Source organism: Segatella intestinalis (assembly GCF_029348455.1).
In the GTDB taxonomy this organism is placed as follows: Bacteria; Bacteroidota; Bacteroidia; order Bacteroidales; family Bacteroidaceae; genus Prevotella.
The window spans coordinates 41,264-56,263 of record NZ_JARJVV010000004.1; the positions used below are offsets into that span (position 1 = coordinate 41,264).

At 45.7% G+C, this 15,000-nt stretch carries 17 protein-coding genes; 8 read left to right on the forward strand and 9 right to left on the reverse strand.

The genetic code is table 11. The annotated features are described in order from the left end of the window. Positions 1 to 140: 140 nt before the first annotated feature. Positions 141 to 602: a copper resistance protein NlpE gene (locus P3T48_RS03295; protein WP_276505637.1), complete on the forward strand. Its 462-nt coding sequence runs from the start codon at positions 141 to 143 to the stop codon at positions 600 to 602. Between the two features lie 13 nt (positions 603 to 615). Here the strand turns inward: P3T48_RS03295 and bamJ are convergent, their stop codons facing one another. Genes bamJ through P3T48_RS03310 form a run of 3 tightly spaced genes read right to left on the reverse strand, consistent with a single transcriptional unit; the run spans position 616 to position 1,751 of the window. Further along, positions 616 to 1,014: a BamJ family beta-barrel-assembly machinery protein gene (gene bamJ, locus P3T48_RS03300; RefSeq protein WP_276505638.1), complete on the reverse strand. Its 399-nt coding sequence runs from the start codon at positions 1,012 to 1,014 to the stop codon at positions 616 to 618. Between the two features lie 13 nt (positions 1,015 to 1,027). Then, positions 1,028 to 1,360, reverse strand: a complete 333-nt coding sequence (locus P3T48_RS03305; protein WP_022251276.1) for a cupin domain-containing protein — start codon at positions 1,358 to 1,360, stop codon at positions 1,028 to 1,030. A 43-nt stretch (positions 1,361 to 1,403) separates the two neighbouring features. Next, positions 1,404 to 1,751 (reverse strand): MerR family transcriptional regulator, encoded by a 348-nt coding sequence (locus tag P3T48_RS03310; RefSeq protein WP_158463544.1) that lies wholly within the window; start codon positions 1,749 to 1,751, stop codon positions 1,404 to 1,406. 109 nt (positions 1,752 to 1,860) lie between these two features. Between P3T48_RS03310 and alaS the strand changes: the two genes are divergently transcribed. From alaS to P3T48_RS03335, 5 genes are all read left to right on the forward strand, one after another. Next, positions 1,861 to 4,524 carry an alanine--tRNA ligase gene (alaS, locus tag P3T48_RS03315; RefSeq protein ID WP_276505639.1) on the forward strand — a complete coding sequence of 888 codons (2,664 nt, stop codon included), beginning with the start codon at positions 1,861 to 1,863 and terminating at the stop codon, positions 4,522 to 4,524. A gap of 315 nt (positions 4,525 to 4,839) precedes the next feature. Further along, the gene (locus P3T48_RS03320; RefSeq protein WP_158463541.1) at positions 4,840 to 5,157 is read left to right on the forward strand and encodes a type II toxin-antitoxin system RelE/ParE family toxin; all 318 of its coding nucleotides are present in this window, start codon (positions 4,840 to 4,842) and stop codon (positions 5,155 to 5,157) included. Positions 5,158 to 5,168: 11 nt separating this feature from the next. Continuing rightward, positions 5,169 to 5,480 carry a HigA family addiction module antitoxin gene (locus P3T48_RS03325; RefSeq protein WP_158463540.1) on the forward strand — a complete coding sequence of 104 codons (312 nt, stop codon included), beginning with the start codon at positions 5,169 to 5,171 and terminating at the stop codon, positions 5,478 to 5,480. A gap of 27 nt (positions 5,481 to 5,507) precedes the next feature. Next, positions 5,508 to 6,632 carry an AAA family ATPase gene (locus P3T48_RS03330; protein WP_276505755.1) on the forward strand — a complete coding sequence of 375 codons (1,125 nt, stop codon included), beginning with the start codon at positions 5,508 to 5,510 and terminating at the stop codon, positions 6,630 to 6,632. Positions 6,633 to 6,698: 66 nt separating this feature from the next. Beyond that, positions 6,699 to 7,208 (forward strand): gamma carbonic anhydrase family protein, encoded by a 510-nt coding sequence (locus P3T48_RS03335; protein WP_276505640.1) that lies wholly within the window; start codon positions 6,699 to 6,701, stop codon positions 7,206 to 7,208. A 144-nt stretch (positions 7,209 to 7,352) separates the two neighbouring features. Here the strand turns inward: P3T48_RS03335 and P3T48_RS03340 are convergent, their stop codons facing one another. Further along, positions 7,353 to 9,080, reverse strand: coding sequence for an alpha-amylase family glycosyl hydrolase (locus P3T48_RS03340; protein WP_276505756.1), 1,728 nt, complete (start codon positions 9,078 to 9,080; stop codon positions 7,353 to 7,355). Positions 9,081 to 9,147: 67 nt separating this feature from the next. Here P3T48_RS03340 and P3T48_RS03345 point away from each other — a divergent pair, with 67 nt between their 5' ends. Together P3T48_RS03345 and P3T48_RS03350 are read left to right on the forward strand one after the other, a co-directional pair. Further along, positions 9,148 to 9,282 (forward strand): hypothetical protein, encoded by a 135-nt coding sequence (locus P3T48_RS03345; protein ID WP_276505641.1) that lies wholly within the window; start codon positions 9,148 to 9,150, stop codon positions 9,280 to 9,282. A 118-nt stretch (positions 9,283 to 9,400) separates the two neighbouring features. Further along, on the forward strand, positions 9,401 to 10,606 hold the full coding sequence (locus tag P3T48_RS03350; protein ID WP_276505642.1) for an ATP-binding protein: 1,206 nt from the start codon (positions 9,401 to 9,403) through the stop codon (positions 10,604 to 10,606). A gap of 55 nt (positions 10,607 to 10,661) precedes the next feature. On the opposite strand, the gene P3T48_RS03355 is transcribed toward P3T48_RS03350, so the two are convergent. From P3T48_RS03355 to P3T48_RS03375, 5 genes are all read right to left on the reverse strand, one after another. Then, positions 10,662 to 11,645, reverse strand: coding sequence for a helix-turn-helix transcriptional regulator (locus P3T48_RS03355; protein WP_276505643.1), 984 nt, complete (start codon positions 11,643 to 11,645; stop codon positions 10,662 to 10,664). A gap of 298 nt (positions 11,646 to 11,943) precedes the next feature. Beyond that, a complete protein-coding gene (locus P3T48_RS03360; RefSeq protein ID WP_276505644.1) occupies positions 11,944 to 12,417 on the reverse strand; it encodes a DIP1984 family protein in 474 nt (157 codons plus the stop codon). A gap of 55 nt (positions 12,418 to 12,472) precedes the next feature. After that, positions 12,473 to 13,381 (reverse strand): hypothetical protein, encoded by a 909-nt coding sequence (locus tag P3T48_RS03365; protein WP_276505645.1) that lies wholly within the window; start codon positions 13,379 to 13,381, stop codon positions 12,473 to 12,475. Beyond that, positions 13,350 to 14,162: a hypothetical protein gene (locus P3T48_RS03370; protein ID WP_276505646.1), complete on the reverse strand. Its 813-nt coding sequence runs from the start codon at positions 14,160 to 14,162 to the stop codon at positions 13,350 to 13,352. The genes P3T48_RS03365 and P3T48_RS03370 overlap by 32 nt, the downstream gene beginning before the upstream one ends. Then, positions 14,125 to 14,892 carry a hypothetical protein gene (locus P3T48_RS03375; protein ID WP_276505647.1) on the reverse strand — a complete coding sequence of 256 codons (768 nt, stop codon included), beginning with the start codon at positions 14,890 to 14,892 and terminating at the stop codon, positions 14,125 to 14,127. The genes P3T48_RS03370 and P3T48_RS03375 overlap by 38 nt, the downstream gene beginning before the upstream one ends. Between the last annotated feature and the right edge of the window lie 108 nt (positions 14,893 to 15,000).

The following is a 15,000-nucleotide window of genomic DNA, read 5'->3' on the forward strand; positions in this document are numbered from 1 at the left end:
AAAACTCCCCAACTTCCCAAAAATGTAGGGTGAAAAACTTGCATATAAGAAAATAATCATGTATATTTGCTGCGTGATTATACTAACTCAACTATTGCAAATGGGGAAGTTAGAGAAGTTAAATTAAAAAGCAGTAAAGTATGAAAAAGAAATTGGTATTGACAGCAGCCGTTATCGCTGCTCTATCTGTTGGATCTTGCAACAGCAAGAAGACCAACGCTCCTGAGACCGATCAAGACAGCCTCAGCTATGCAGAAAAAGATTCGCTTGATTCAAACGACTTTGTACTCGACTCTATTGCAGGTACTTACGAGGGAACACTTCCTGCTGCCGACTGTCCTGGCATCAAGACCGTGCTGACCCTCAATGCAGACAGCACCTACCAGTATTCTGCCGACTACATTGACCGTAAAGACGGACACGACGAGGCAAGCGGAATCTACAAACTCCTGTCGCACGGTGTGATAGAAATCATCCGTCCTTCGAGTGGAGAAACTTCTTACTATAAGGTAAGAGATGCTCATAGTCTCATCATGACCGACTCCATCGGTAACGAGCCAGAAGGCGCCATGGCCAAGCACTATGTGCTGACCAAGAAGTAAGAAAAGACAAACGTCAGGCTACACCCAACAGCTCTATCTCGAAAATAAGGGTAGAGCCACCGGGGATGCCTGGCTGTGAGAACTTGCCATACCCCATCTCTGCAGGTATATAGATTTCCCACTTGGCGCCTACCGTCATCTGTTGCATGGCGACAATCCATCCTTCTATCAGTTCGCACAGGCGAAATGCTACAGGAGCTCCACCACGGCTGGAATCAAACTTCTTGCCGTTGATGGTCCATCCCGTATAGTGTGCCGTAACGATGCTTCTTCGGCCTGGTTTGACACCATCAGGATTGCCTGCTTTCAGCACTTTATAATAGATGCCACGGGGCAAGGCCTGTACGCCTTCCTCGCGAGCCTTCTCTTCTAACCAACGCTTGTTGGCTTCTACGTATTCTCTTTTTGCCATTTTTGGGGGTCGATTAATGATGTTCTGGCACAATGGCAAGATACACCAAGTCGTGGTCGGTGAGGTTCTCCATATAGTGGGCATGGTTCATGGGGCAGTAGTGTACCTGTCCGGCACGTACCTCCTCCACACTGTCATCATAGTGGAATGTAGCCGTTCCGCTTATCACAAACACCACCTCGCAGTTGCCCTCATGGGTATGCAGTCCTGTGGTAGCTCCCGGACGAAGTGTAGAATACATGATCTTCACCTTGTCGTCCACGAAGTTTCGAGTGTCCAACTTTCCTTTTCCTCCCTTGAAGCCCTCGAGATGAGCCTCAGCAATTTTTTCAAAATCTATTACCATATTTTTATTTGTTGAATTTTAGCCGGGTTCAGAAGTAAAAGCCCTACACCAAGGCATCGAGATGTTTTTTCAGCTCTTTCAGCTCATCGCGCACACTGATGAGCGTCTCCAGAACATCTGAAGATTTCTCAGCGCCAGTCCTGTTCTGTGACAGATACTTGCGGGCAGCAGCAATCTTGAGGCCCTTCACCTTGATGAGCGAATAGATGACCTTTACCTGCTCTATGTCCTTCTCGGTATACTGACGAACCTTGTTGGATGTGACCTTGGGTTTGAGGAAAGGAAACTCTTTCTCCCAGTACCTCAGCGTAGACTCGTTGACACCCACTTCCTCGGCCACTTCCTTAATGGAGTAGTACAATTTGACGTTTTTATCTGTTTTCAGAGCCATAATTTGCAACTTTTTATCAAACAATGATTAATTGATTTGCAAATTTAAGCAATTCTTCTTATCTTTGCAAAGAATTTCGGAAAAAAATAAAGATTAATACAAAATAGATATGATGACAGCTAATGAAGTGCGCGAATCCTTCAAGAAATTCTTCGAAGGCAAAGGCCACAAAATTGTTCCATCAGCACCTATGGTTATCAAGGATGACCCTACGCTGATGTTTACAAATGCTGGTATGAACCAGTGGAAAGACATCATCCTCGGTACAAAGGACCCAGGTAAGGATGTACGTCGTGTTGATACTCAGAAATGTCTCCGTGTTAGCGGTAAGCACAACGACCTCGAAGAAGTAGGTCATGATACTTATCACCACACCATGTTCGAGATGCTCGGTAACTGGAGCTTCGGCGACTACTTTAAGGAGGGTGCCATCGATATGGCATGGGAATACCTCACTGAAATACTGAAGCTCAACCCTGAGGACCTCTACGTTACCGTGTTCGAGGGCTGCAAGGAGGAAGGTCTGGAGCGCGACAACGAGGCTGCAGGTTTCTGGGCAAAGCACGTACCTGCCGACCACATCATCAACGGCAACAAGCACGACAACTTCTGGGAGATGGGCGATACGGGTCCTTGCGGTCCTTGCTCAGAAATCCATGTTGACTCTCGTACTCCAGAGGAGAAGGCTCAGGTGCCAGGCCGTGAGTTGGTAAACAAGGACAACCCACAGGTGATCGAGATCTGGAACATCGTGTTCATGCAGTACAACCGCAAGGCAGACGGTTCTCTCGAACCTCTCCCAATGCACGTCATCGATACCGGTATGGGCTTCGAGCGCCTGGTTCGCATGTTGCAGGACAAGCACTCTAACTATGATACAGATATCTTCCAGCCAATCATCAAGGAAATCGAGGCTATCTCTGGCAAGAAGTATGGTTTCACTACTCCTACCGGTGAGAATGGCGAGGGTAAGGATGAGCAGGAGAAGATCGACATCGCCATGCGTGTCTGCGCCGACCACCTGCGTGCCGTAGCCTTCTCTATCGCCGACGGTCAGTTGCCAAGCAACGCCAAGGCTGGTTACGTCATCCGCCGCATCTTGCGCCGTGCCGTACGTTACGCTTACACCTTCCTCGGCCAGAAACAGGCATTCATGTACAAGCTCGTCAATGTATTGGTAGAGCAGATGGGTGCTGCCTTCCCAGAGTTGCCAGCTCAGCAGGAGCTCATCACCCGCGTGATGAAAGAGGAAGAGGATTCATTCCTCCGCACACTGGAGAAGGGTATCAACCTCCTCAATGGCGATATGGACGAGCTCAAGGCTCATGGCGAGACTCAGCTCGACGGCGTGAGCGCTTTCCGTCTCTTCGATACCTACGGTTTCCCTCTTGACCTGACAGAGCTTATCTGCCGTGAGAATGGTTACACCGTAGACGCAGCCGGTTTCGACGAGGAGATGAAGAAGCAGAAGGAGCGTGCCCGCAATGCCGCTGCCGTGGAGAACGGCGACTGGGAAGTACTGAAGGAAGGCGACCAGAACTTCGTGGGTTACGACTATACAGAATATGAGTGCCACATCCTGCGCTACCGCAAGGTGACACAGAAGAAGAACAGCTTCTACGAATTGGTACTCGACAACACTCCATTCTATGGTGAGATGGGTGGACAGGTTGGCGACAAGGGTGTACTCGTCAGCGAGGACGAGACCATCGAGATTATCGACACCAAGCGCGAGAACAACCAGAGCATCCACATCGTGAAGAAACTGCCAAAGAACCTGACAGCCGACTTCATGGCTTGTGTTGATATCGACAGCCGTGAGGGCAGTGCTGCCAACCATACAGCCACCCACCTGCTCGACTACTGTCTGAAGCAGGTACTGGGCGACCACGTAGAGCAGAAGGGTTCTTATGTAGACAAAGACACCTTGCGTTTCGACTTCTCTCACTTCCAGAAGGTAACTGATGAGGAGCTTCGCCAGGTAGAGCGCAAGGTGAACGAGATGATACGTGCCGACTATCCTCTGGACGAGCACCGCGACACTCCTATCGAGGAGGCTAAGGAACTGGGTGCCATCGCCCTCTTCGGCGAGAAGTATGGCGACAAGGTTCGTGTGGTTCGCTTCGGTCCTTCTGCTGAGTTCTGTGGTGGTATTCATGCCAAGAGCACCGGTAAGATCGGTTTCTTCAAGATTATCTCTGAGAGCAGCGTAGCAGCTGGCATCCGCCGTATCGAGGCTTTGACAGGCAAGGCTTGCGAGGAGGCCATCTACGGTTTGCAGGATACCATCGTAGCTCTGAAGGGATTGTTCAACAATGCCAAGGATCTTGAGGGTGTCATCAGAAAGTACATCGACGAGCACGATGCCCTGAAGAAGGACGTTGAGAAGTTCCAGGCTCAGGCTGTGGAGCGTGCCAAGGATAAGCTCGTAGAGAATGCCAAGGAGGTGAACGGTGTGAAGGTTGTCACAGCCGTATTGCCTATGGAGCCAGCAGCTGCCAAGGATTTGGTATTCAAGGTTCGCGAGGCATTGCCAGAGAACATGATTTGTGTGGTAGGTTCAGTATATAACGACAAGCCTATGCTCAGCGTGATGTTCAGCGATGACATGGTGAAGGATCACGGTTTGAACGCTGGTAAGATGATTCGCGAAGCTGCCAAATTGATTCAGGGCGGCGGTGGCGGTCAGCCTCACTATGCACAGGCTGGCGGTAAGAACAAGGACGGCTTGAGCGCTGCAGTAGATAAGGTTGTAGAGCTGGCTCAGTTGTAATATTACATATAATATAAGGTATAAAGACAAAGTAGCAAAATATATAATGTGCTACTTTGTCTTTTTTTTAAGATGGATTAGTTAAGATTGCTAATTCGCCAACACTTTACACAACACTCCAAAATCTACTTGCCAAATATAAAGAATGGCAAAAAAACAGCAATCAGCAACAATGTTGGAGCATTTGAGAAAAAAAATGACAATTGCTGCGTTTTATCATCTCACATAAAAGATAAAAATCCATAAAATATTCGCAAAAATAGCGAACACTAATTATAAAGTATTATCTTTGCAATCAATAAAACATATATAATTATGGAAATAATATTTGAAGAGGATTATCTCCGAGAATTATATTATGAGGGTAAAGCGCATAACAAAAAGTATCGCTTCCAACCTCAAATCATAAAGAAGTACGTTCGAGTTATTGACCTTATGGCATCCTTGAACAGTACAGCTGATTTTTATCGCTACAAAGCTTTACATTACGAAGTTCTTGTGGGTGATAAGAAAGATCGTGAATCTGTTAGAGTCAATGACCAATATAGAATAGAGTTTCATTCTGAAGTTGTTGGCAACGAAAAACAAATCACGATATGTAATATATTAGAATTATCAAACCATTATAAATAAAAAACAGCATTATGTCAAACTTAGGTTTTGGTTTTTACCCAACTCACCCTGGTGAGATTTTGAAAGAAGAATTAGAAGAACGTGGCATTTCGCAAAGAAAATTTGCGGAAAGTATTGGTATGGGATATTCCGTACTCAACGAGATACTGAATGGCAAACGTCCCGTTACCACAACTTCTGCTCTGATGTTTGAGGCTGCATTAGATATTCCTGCAGATTCTCTCCTAAAATTGCAGATGAAATACAATATGCATACTGCTCGAAAAGATAATGCTTTGGTAGAAAAACTTAAGCAGATTCGCAAAGTTGCAGCCATACTGTAAAATATATAATAAGGTATAGATATGGTAATGAAGAATCCTTTTGTCACAAACGGTTACGCCGGTCCGGAATACTTCTGCGACCGTGTGGAAGAAACCCAGCACATCACAGAGATGCTGACCAATGAGAATAACATGGCTCTGATTTCCCCTCGACGCATCGGAAAGACAGAGCTGATTCACCATTGCTTTGCCCAGCCAGTCATCCAAAAAGATTATTATACTTTTATCATAGACATCTATTCAACCAATTCCGTCAGCGATCTGGTCAATATGTTCGGCAAAGCCATTATTGATGAACTTCGCCCTAAAGGCAGAAGCGCTTGGGAGAAATTCCTGATAGCGCTCTCTTCTCTCCGTTCAGAAATCTCTTTCGATATCAACGGGGCTCCAGTTTGGGGAATAGGCATCGGCAACATAGTAAATCCCGAAATTACGCTTGATGAGATATTCGCTTATCTCAACCAAGCCGATAAACCATGCCTTGTTGCTATCGACGAGTTTCAGCAAATCACCAACTATGCCGACAATCGCATAGAGGCATTGCTCCGTACCTACATCCAGCGATGCACCAATGCCCACTTCATCTTCTCGGGCTCTCACCGTCATCTGATGGCAGAAATGTTCACATCCCCTGCCCGCCCTTTCTATCAGAGCGTAACGCTGATGAACCTGAAGCCGCTGGATGTGGAAAAATACAAGGAGTTTGCCACAGCCAAGTTCGAGGAACGCAACAAACATCTCGATGCAGCCATTATCGGAGAACTCTTCGCCCGTTTCGGTGGTGTCACTTCATACATCCAGCGAGTAATGAATGTTCTCTTCCTCAAGACTCCCGAGCAGGGTACCTGCACTCTGGATATGGTAGATGACGCCATCAACTACAATCTCAACATGGCATCAGACACCTACGAGACCCTTCTACGCCAGATGCCGGAAAAGCAGCGCAATGTCTTCATTGCCATCTCTGCAGAGGGCGAAGCCAGAAGCGTAAAGAGCGGAGCCTTTGCCAAGAAATACCATCTCCTATCACCAAGTTCTGTCAACTCTGCCTTGAAGGGATTGTTGGAAAAAGATTTCATCACCCAGCAGGATGATGCCTACGTGGTATATGACAAGTTCTTCGACTTGTGGTTGAAAAAGTATATGAAATAGTTTGAGGCAGCACTATATATTCCAGCAGATTTGCTCATAAAATTGCAAAACATATACATTTTTAATATGGCTATTATAAAGACAGTAGAAGGAAAGACTCCCCGTTGGGGAAAGAATTGTTTTATCGCTGAGAACGCAGTGCTGACCGGCGACTGTACCCTTGGTGATGACTGCAGCATCTGGTATAGTGCGGTATTACGCTCTGACGTGGATGCCATCAGATGTGGAAACAGAGTGAATGTGCAGGATTGCGCCTGCATTCATCAAACCGGTACGATGCCTTGCATCCTGGAGGATGATGTATCTGTGGGACATGGTGCCATCGTCCACGGAGCCATAGTCAGAAAAGGCGCACTCATCGGAATGAATGCCACTGTACTTGACAAGGCTGACATTGGAGAAGGGGCTATTATTGCTGCAGGTGCAGTAGTTACCCATGGCACCAAGGTTCCTGCACATGAGATTTGGGCGGGTATTCCTGCCAAGAAGGTGAAGACCTGCGCTCCCGGACAAGCCGAGGAGTTTGCCAAGCATTATTCCGGATACATCAAGGACTGGTATCTGAAGGAAGATTGATAGAAAGGTATCTTGGCAAGGAGACTATCATCGTATTAATAGGTTAACGACGTGTAGTAAAAGCTGCATGATGAAGATGATTCGTGACCGTAAAACAAAAATGCGCCCGCACAATACGGACGCATTTCTGTTTTTATAAAAGTTCTATCTTTCCACCTTGAATATGGCGGCACTTATGCCAGAAGCTTTAATCACATCAGTCTTTTTTCCTGATTTATACACAACCTTTCCTGTGGAAAGAACAGAAACTGCCTTACCACCAACGGAGCTGATATTGAGAGAGGCTGCCTTGGCACCAGGATTCACGACAACAACATACTTCTCCTCACCCAAAGTGCGCTCATATACCATCGGATATTCCTGTCCCTTCTGGTTCAGGAGTTTCCAATCACCCTCATTGTCAAGAGCCTTGGCTGAATGACGCAAAGCGGTCAGCTTACGGGTATATGACAACAGAGATTTCTGATCACCCTGCTGAGCCTCAACGGTCAACTTTCCGTTTTCCGTATCTACAGGGAAGTAGAGCTTATCAGGTGCACTCGTAGAGAAGCCGGCATTCTTGCCCTTGGTCCACTGCATCGGAGTGCGGGTACCAGAACGCTCATTGCTACCCTCCTTGTTAGGGAGATTCATCTGATACTTCATACCAATCTCATCACCATAATAGATAAACGGAATACCAGGCATGGTGAGGAAGAAGGTCATCGCCACCTTCAACTGGTCTGGCGTATTGCGGGTACCGATGTTAGGACGCTGGTAATCGTGGTTGGCAGATGGAACAGCGATGTAGCCGAGATTCTTGGTGGCATTGAATGCCTTGGTATAGTTCTCGCTAAACTCCTTGAGCGAACCCCTGCCCTGCTTGTCGAAATAGCAGTTCTGGTAACTCTGCTCCCACTTGCCCCATGGAGTCTTGCGGTCGAAGAACAGAGAGGCATAGCCCTTGAGACCGAAATGGATGTAGAAATCGATGTTGAAGCCGGCAGGAATGGCTTGCTGCGGATTAGCCCACTCAGAAATCAAGACGGTCTCTGGATAATACTTATCCTTCCAGGCACGCATCTCCTTCCAAAGCTTGGAAACCTCCGTCTTGTCGGGGTCGTTCTTGACAAGCGATGACGCCATATCTACACGGAAACCATCCACACCCTTATCAAACCAAAAAGCCATAATGTTACGTATCTCCCTGCGGACAGCCTGTGGTCCTGGAGCATCTACGCCCTGCTCCCAAGGATGATTTGGATCTGGATGAGCAAAACCATAGTTCAAGGCAGGCTGGCACTCGAAGAAATTCTTCTCATAATACTTGGCACGAGGAGCATTAGCCTCCACATATCTTCCTCGGGTACTAGACTCCGGACTTGCTTCCTGATGACGGGCTTCTATTTCTTTCTTCTCACTCTCAGGGATATCATTCATCCAGATATAATAGTCGCTGTAACGCTGGTTAGGATCTTTCTCGGAAGACTCCTTAAACCAGGAACACTTGGTGCTGGAATGTCCTGCCACCAGGTCGAGACAAACCTTGATGCCACGCTTATGGGCCTCATTGACCAAAGTAACCAAATCGGTATTGGTACCGAATCGAGGATCCACCTTGTAGAAATCGATGACATCATAGCCACCATCAAACCATCCCGACTCAAAGATTGGATTGAGCCAGAGGGCGTTCACCCCCAGAGACTTGATGTAATCCAACTTGGAAGTGATACCGGGCAGATCGCCAATACCGTTGCCATCAGTATCCATATAGGAAGATGGATAAATCTGATAGAAAAGTGCATCACTCAACCAAGCCGGTCCCTTCTTCTGTTCAGCATGAACAGAAAGTGTGGTTGCCGCCAAAGCAGCAACCAACAGCATTTTCTTCATTCTTTTCATAAGCAACATTATTTCTTCAAAAAACTTTTTTCATAATAACTCAAAATTCTACATTTTATTGTGCAAGAATGCTAATATCAGAAAATACATCGACGAGCACGATGCCCTAAAAAAGGACGTTGAGAAGTTCCAGGCTCAGGCTGTGGAGCGCGCCAAGGATAAACTCGTAGCCAAGGGTTACAACAAGCATTGAATATCATTGAAATAACACCATCTATAAGTTATAAAAACCAAAAATAGATATGTTTTATCACTTATAAGTAAAACTTTTCGTATATTTGCAGAAAATTTCATTTATAAGTAATAAAAATATGGCAACTATTATTCGTCAATCATATATCGACAAGATAGAAAAGTATCTTGGAAAGGAGATCATCATCGTATTAGTAGGTCAACGTCGTGTAGGAAAAAGCTGCATGATGAAAATGATTCGTGACCGCAAGAAGGCAGATGACTGCAACAATATCATCTTTATAGATAAGGAGAAAAGAGAGTTTGACTGCATTCAGACCTATCAGGATCTCAACGACTATATCGGAGAGCATTTTTTATCTGATAAACATAACTATATCCTTATCGATGAGATACAAGACATCAAGGAATTTGAACGATCCATTCGAAGTTATCGCACAGAACCCAACACCGACATTATCATCACAGGTAGCAATGCTCGCATGCTGAGCAATGAACTGAGCACTCTTATCGGTGGCAGATATAAGGAAATCCATATCCAATCGCTGAGCTATAACGAGTTTTTGGAATTTCATCAACTATCAGATAATGACGAAGCACTTGCTTTGTACATTCAGTATGGTGGCCTGCCTGGTCTGGCAAAGATAGGACTGGAAGAGGATGATGCACGTGAATATCAAATGGATATTTACCATACCGTCTTACTTAAGGATGTCATTATGCGCAACCAAATTAGAAACGTGCCATTCTTAGAGAACCTGGTGCGTTTTCTGGCAGATAACACAGGTAAACTCATCTCAGCCAACAGCATCTCCAAATATATGAAATCTCAAGGAGAATCCATTGCTTCGGCAGCTATCATCAATTACATATCCTTCCTTTGTGAAGCCTATATCCTACACAAGGTGAACCGCTATGACATCCACGGCAAACGTATCTTTGAAACCAACGATAAGTTTTATTTTGAAGACAACGGCATTAGAAATGCCATTGCCGGGGGAACACGTGAAGGAGACATTGAGAAAGTGATAGAGAATATCATCTATCAGAACCTCATACGCTTGGGCTATCAAGTATATGTAGGACAACTGCAAGCTGGAGAAATCGACTTTGTATGTACCAAACCAGGCGGCGAACGCATCTACGTGCAAGCTTCCTACATCATAGCCGACGATGCAACCAGAGAACGGGAGTTTGGCAATCTCCGTTCCATCAAAGACAACTATCCGAAGTACGTTATCTCCATGACTCCTCTGCTCACCAAAAATGATAATGACGGAATCACGCACCTGCATCTTCGCAAGTTCCTAACGGAAGGAATATAAATAACAGGAATTTCTCAGATTGGGCACACAGTGTATTCCCTATCTGAGGATTCTTTTATTCCTCCCCATTCAGGCATTCGCCCGTCTCATAACTTTTCGTCATATCCTTTAAGATACCAATCATCTCCTGCCTCAAGCTCTCAGGCTTCAGTACGATGATATTTCTGCCATGCCACAACAGTTCCTGAAGGAAATCACGGCTGGGGCGAACGGTGAGGGTATATTCCCGATACATTCCGTCTTTCGACTCCTTTACTTTCTGCTGACTCTCGTGCAGCGGAACCTCCTCGATGTAGTTGTATTCAGGATAGAAGGCACGGATGCGGATCTTCTCCACGGGCACATCTTCCATCCGATAGATGCCAAAGCAATCTTCATAATAATTCTCTGGAGTCAGGAACTTCTTCATCTTTGCCGACAACGGATGCTTCTCGCAAATAAGCTTCAGGAAACTGATGCGGTCGAAAGGAAGACAGCGAACGAGTTTTCTCACATCTTCCTCTGCACTTGAATTGGCTTTCCCTTCGGACGCCGAACGTTGTTTCTTCACTCCCACAACATACCATCTCTGCTTGTAGTATCTCACGAAAGCCGGTTGCAGCACGATATCACTCTCTGCTCCGAAACCCGAAACATACTTAAACTTCAGCAGATATTGCTTATCTATCGCTGCAAGAATATCATCCAGATATTCCGTGTTGTATGGCGGTGTATCGAGCATCACCTTATTGTGATACTTCAGCATATCACCTAACGAAGCCAACCGCAGGGAACTCAGCATCCATTCCGTCACATCATCATTAGCGATCGGATCACGCTTCAGATAATACCGATAGCCGTCGCTCTTGTTGCATTCCACAGTAATGCCAAACTGCGACTGGATATTTTCACGATAACGATGAAAGGTACGTTTGTCCAGCTCATCCTCATCCTGATTAGCGTTGGCATCACGCCACTCATTAGCAATCTCCTCAAAGGTAAGATGCTTACGATCCAAGAGGCCTATCAGCCAACTATAGAATTTTACACGATTGTCCATAATCTCTAAACATCTAATGAATATTTATAAGAAATGCCTAAAAAGAAAAGGAGAAAAGATAGCCAACAAAATGGTAATGCTAAATGCTGGCGTTTCTGACTTTTGTCATATACCAATGCGCGATACACTTGTGCCCGATGCTTGAAATGAACTGTGAACAAACTCGTCTCTTTGCATGAAACACATGAATTTTTAATAATGCTAACACAGACCTATTGCCTGATGTCAGCCTCTTGCTGCCTCTATCTTTTCTCCGAAAGTTTTAATCTACTCAATGAAAAATTCAATCCTCGCTCCATTATCGGGGCAAGTCTTGCAAATCCACCAAGTCTACAGTCCAGTTCAAACTCTGAATTTTCAGGTCGAGTTCCCGATACTGCTTGGCATAGGTATCAGCCTCCTTACGAAGAACCTTTATATCTATGGTTCTAACATATTTCAGTTCGTTTCTGCCAAAGCGTGTATCGTTGGCTGCTACGTAGTTCACCACCTCTTTCAATGCCTTGACACGCATCGACAAGACGTCTCTCTTGGCTATCAATCGAGTCAAGGAGTCTCCGTCCTGAACTATCTGAACGTTGGTGATGTTGATGCGATAAATCAAGTCTTCCAACTGGACGAGTACGTCATCCAGTTCCTTGTACAGTTCCTCCACGTTATCGCAGGGTTCATCGCCCTCCTGCACTTTGGCGCTTTCCTTGATACGTTCTTTCAGTTGACCCACTCTCTTCTGCAAGTCGGCTCTGATGCTCAATGCTTCTGCTAACTTCATAATCTTCTATTTTTTATATATGACGTTAAACTTCTTGTTTTATTATGTCAAGGTCTCAGCCTTTTTGTGTTCTACCCAAGCAAGGCACATCCTCAGGCCAATGAGGGTCGGTTTCATTTCCATCATCAGCATAACGAATATCTCGCTGTTCGGATATATTGCGGTCGTATTTCAGTTCCACTCTCACCGTGAAGTCATCCATACGAAGAATATCTGGCAGGCACCAAGGCTCATGAGTATGCAAGGCATGCATCGCATAACAGATACACAAATGGTCGTACGCCTTGTTGTGCAGATAGCTTTCCGCCCACGACGTGCCATCGTCGAGCGTATCAGTCAACTCTCTCAACGTATCCTCTTCGTTGCCGAAAAAGTTGGCAGACGCACCATTCACGATGGTATCCATCTTGCAATGTCCTGTACTGAGCAACTCATCTGTCAGATGAATCATATAGTCGAAGTCGGAACCGTAATAGTCATCATTCTCCAGATGCAAGACCGAGTCTTTGTCAGCATACTCGAATCGAAGCGTACTGTCCAAGTCGTAGCAGAAACGGTCGTCCACCTTGTATGGCGAACGGTAGAGCGTAAGCCAAAGGTTACGGCACTGCTCAAAACACTCTAAGGTGAGCTTGTAGAGTTTGTCGTTCAACTTGCTCAATCGTTCCACCTCGGCAGCAGTAGGATGAAGCATCATCTCGTCGAGCGTCACCTCACGAAGCCCAAGCAAGTCGTCCAAGAGCTCTCGCTCCGACTCACTGAAGTTTCTGAAGAAATAGTCAGGATTGTTCTCTTCCCGATTCACCACCTTCTTGATACGACGTTCCACCTCTTGCACGATGGCACGCTTATCCTCTATCGTAGACTTTTCTCTTATAAAGTCTATAAATTTGAAGTGAGGCTCCGAACTATAGCTACGGTCGTTCTCTACATCATCTATCAGTTTCATCCATTCCTTTTCCATTTACTTCCTCTTTAAAGATTACGTTTCCTTTTTTCCATTGATACACCTCTCGCTCATATCTCAAGCTGACATCCGTCCAAAAATCATCCATACGGAGGATGTCGGGCAAAGAGTAATGCTCATGACTATGGAGCGAGTGAAGGAGATGGCAGATGCAAAACTTGTCGAAAGCCTGATTGTCGAGATAATCCAAATTCCAGTTGGTCCCATCATCAGCCACCAAAGGTTCATACGAATACCGCCCACTATCCCTAAAATTGCAATGAAAATGGAGCATATACTCGAAGTCTGAGCCATAATAGTCATCATTATCCATCTTGAGGACGGAATCCTCATCATTCCAACTGAAATCAACGTGCTCCTCCACATCATAATAATCCTCGTTTGCCATCAAGCTCGGTGAGTGCAACAAAGACTTCCAGAGGTTGCGACCTTGCGCAAAGGCATCCTTCGACAGTTCATGAAGTTTATCGTTCTGATGTCCCAAACGCTCGATTTCTTCCTCTGTAGGATTTAACATCATCACATTGAGAATCTTTACCCGAGTACTCCAAAGGGAATCAAGCACCTCCCGCTCCTGTTCGCTAAACTTACGGAAAAGGAAACTCTTATCCGCATCATAACGGGCAATCATCTTGATGCGACGCTCTACTTCTTGTACAACTCTGCGCTTGTCATCATCCGACGCTTCGCCCACATAATCCATCAAAGTGAAGAAAGCCTCCGTTTCAAACGGATCTTTCTCAATTGTATCGATAAGTTGAATCCAATTTTCCTTCATCTTCACCTACGATTTCACCATTACTAACTTCTATTATCTTATCGTCGCCAAAGCTTCCTCCCCGTATCTTGTAGGGAGAGTTTCGCTTCAACGTCTTCTCCAAATACTCCAAGTCCTTGGGACGGAGATGAGTGAGAGCGAAATCCACCTCATTCAGTTGCGACTGATTGCTCAGGGCGAGATGCTGAAGATTGTGGCACATGAAGATGTCCAAGCGACGCAACTTGTCATTCTTGCTCAAGTTTAAAGATACCAAGTCCTTGGCACCCTCGATATGCAACTCCTCCAAGAGTGGATTGGCAGAGAAATCCAACTTCTCGTTTCTTATCTCGTGGAAGTCGATGAACTCCAGCAAAGGATTCTTGCTCACGTCGAGTTTCTCCTCGCCATACCCAGAATAGCCCAAGATACGCAAGTTAGGACATTCCGTGAGAATCACATCAAAGGTTTTCACCTCGAACATGCCACATCCATCAAATCCGATAATGGCATCCTCCTCTTCCGAACAGATGGTAATGGTGTAGTACACGCCCTTCTCAGGATAGGAATGACCTGCCTCCACCCAAGCCAACTTTTCGGAAGCAGGTTTCTGTTTACCTGTCACGACCTGTACCTTTCCATCGCCCCAAGCGATTCTTGCCTTGCTGCCTTTCTTCAGCATCAAGTGCAAGCCTACGGTCTCCCCCATTGTCCAGTCCAAAGTCTGGATATTGATTGTAATCTGTGCCATAATTCCTTGTTTTTAATGTTTACGACGGCAAAGATAATGCAAACGAGCGCAATGAAAGCTTGCTTTCAAATTGCCGAGTGCAGCTTATCTTATGCAAAATTACAGGTC

What these genes read in the sequence shown, in the direction of transcription:
- P3T48_RS03375 (WP_276505647.1), bottom strand. Translation starts at nt 14,892, where the DNA reads ATGGCACAGATTACAATCAATATCCAGACTTTGGACTGGACAATGGGG.
- P3T48_RS03360 (WP_276505644.1), bottom strand. Translation starts at nt 12,417, where the DNA reads ATGAAGTTAGCAGAAGCATTGAGCATCAGAGCCGACTTGCAGAAGAGA.
- P3T48_RS03355 (WP_276505643.1), bottom strand. Translation starts at nt 11,645, where the DNA reads ATGGACAATCGTGTAAAATTCTATAGTTGGCTGATAGGCCTCTTGGAT.
- P3T48_RS03320 (WP_158463541.1), top strand. Translation starts at nt 4,840, where the DNA reads ATGGAAATAATATTTGAAGAGGATTATCTCCGAGAATTATATTATGAG.
- P3T48_RS03305 (WP_022251276.1), bottom strand. Translation starts at nt 1,360, where the DNA reads ATGGTAATAGATTTTGAAAAAATTGCTGAGGCTCATCTCGAGGGCTTC.
- P3T48_RS03335 (WP_276505640.1), top strand. Translation starts at nt 6,699, where the DNA reads ATGGCTATTATAAAGACAGTAGAAGGAAAGACTCCCCGTTGGGGAAAG.
- P3T48_RS03350 (WP_276505642.1), top strand. Translation starts at nt 9,401, where the DNA reads ATGGCAACTATTATTCGTCAATCATATATCGACAAGATAGAAAAGTAT.
- P3T48_RS03295 (WP_276505637.1), top strand. Translation starts at nt 141, where the DNA reads ATGAAAAAGAAATTGGTATTGACAGCAGCCGTTATCGCTGCTCTATCT.
- P3T48_RS03330 (WP_276505755.1), top strand. Translation starts at nt 5,508, where the DNA reads ATGAAGAATCCTTTTGTCACAAACGGTTACGCCGGTCCGGAATACTTC.
- P3T48_RS03365 (WP_276505645.1), bottom strand. Translation starts at nt 13,381, where the DNA reads ATGGAAAAGGAATGGATGAAACTGATAGATGATGTAGAGAACGACCGT.
- P3T48_RS03370 (WP_276505646.1), bottom strand. Translation starts at nt 14,162, where the DNA reads ATGAAGGAAAATTGGATTCAACTTATCGATACAATTGAGAAAGATCCG.
- bamJ (WP_276505638.1), bottom strand. Translation starts at nt 1,014, where the DNA reads ATGGCAAAAAGAGAATACGTAGAAGCCAACAAGCGTTGGTTAGAAGAG.
- P3T48_RS03340 (WP_276505756.1), bottom strand. Translation starts at nt 9,080, where the DNA reads ATGAAGAAAATGCTGTTGGTTGCTGCTTTGGCGGCAACCACACTTTCT.
- alaS (WP_276505639.1), top strand. Translation starts at nt 1,861, where the DNA reads ATGATGACAGCTAATGAAGTGCGCGAATCCTTCAAGAAATTCTTCGAA.
- P3T48_RS03310 (WP_158463544.1), bottom strand. Translation starts at nt 1,751, where the DNA reads ATGGCTCTGAAAACAGATAAAAACGTCAAATTGTACTACTCCATTAAG.
- P3T48_RS03325 (WP_158463540.1), top strand. Translation starts at nt 5,169, where the DNA reads ATGTCAAACTTAGGTTTTGGTTTTTACCCAACTCACCCTGGTGAGATT.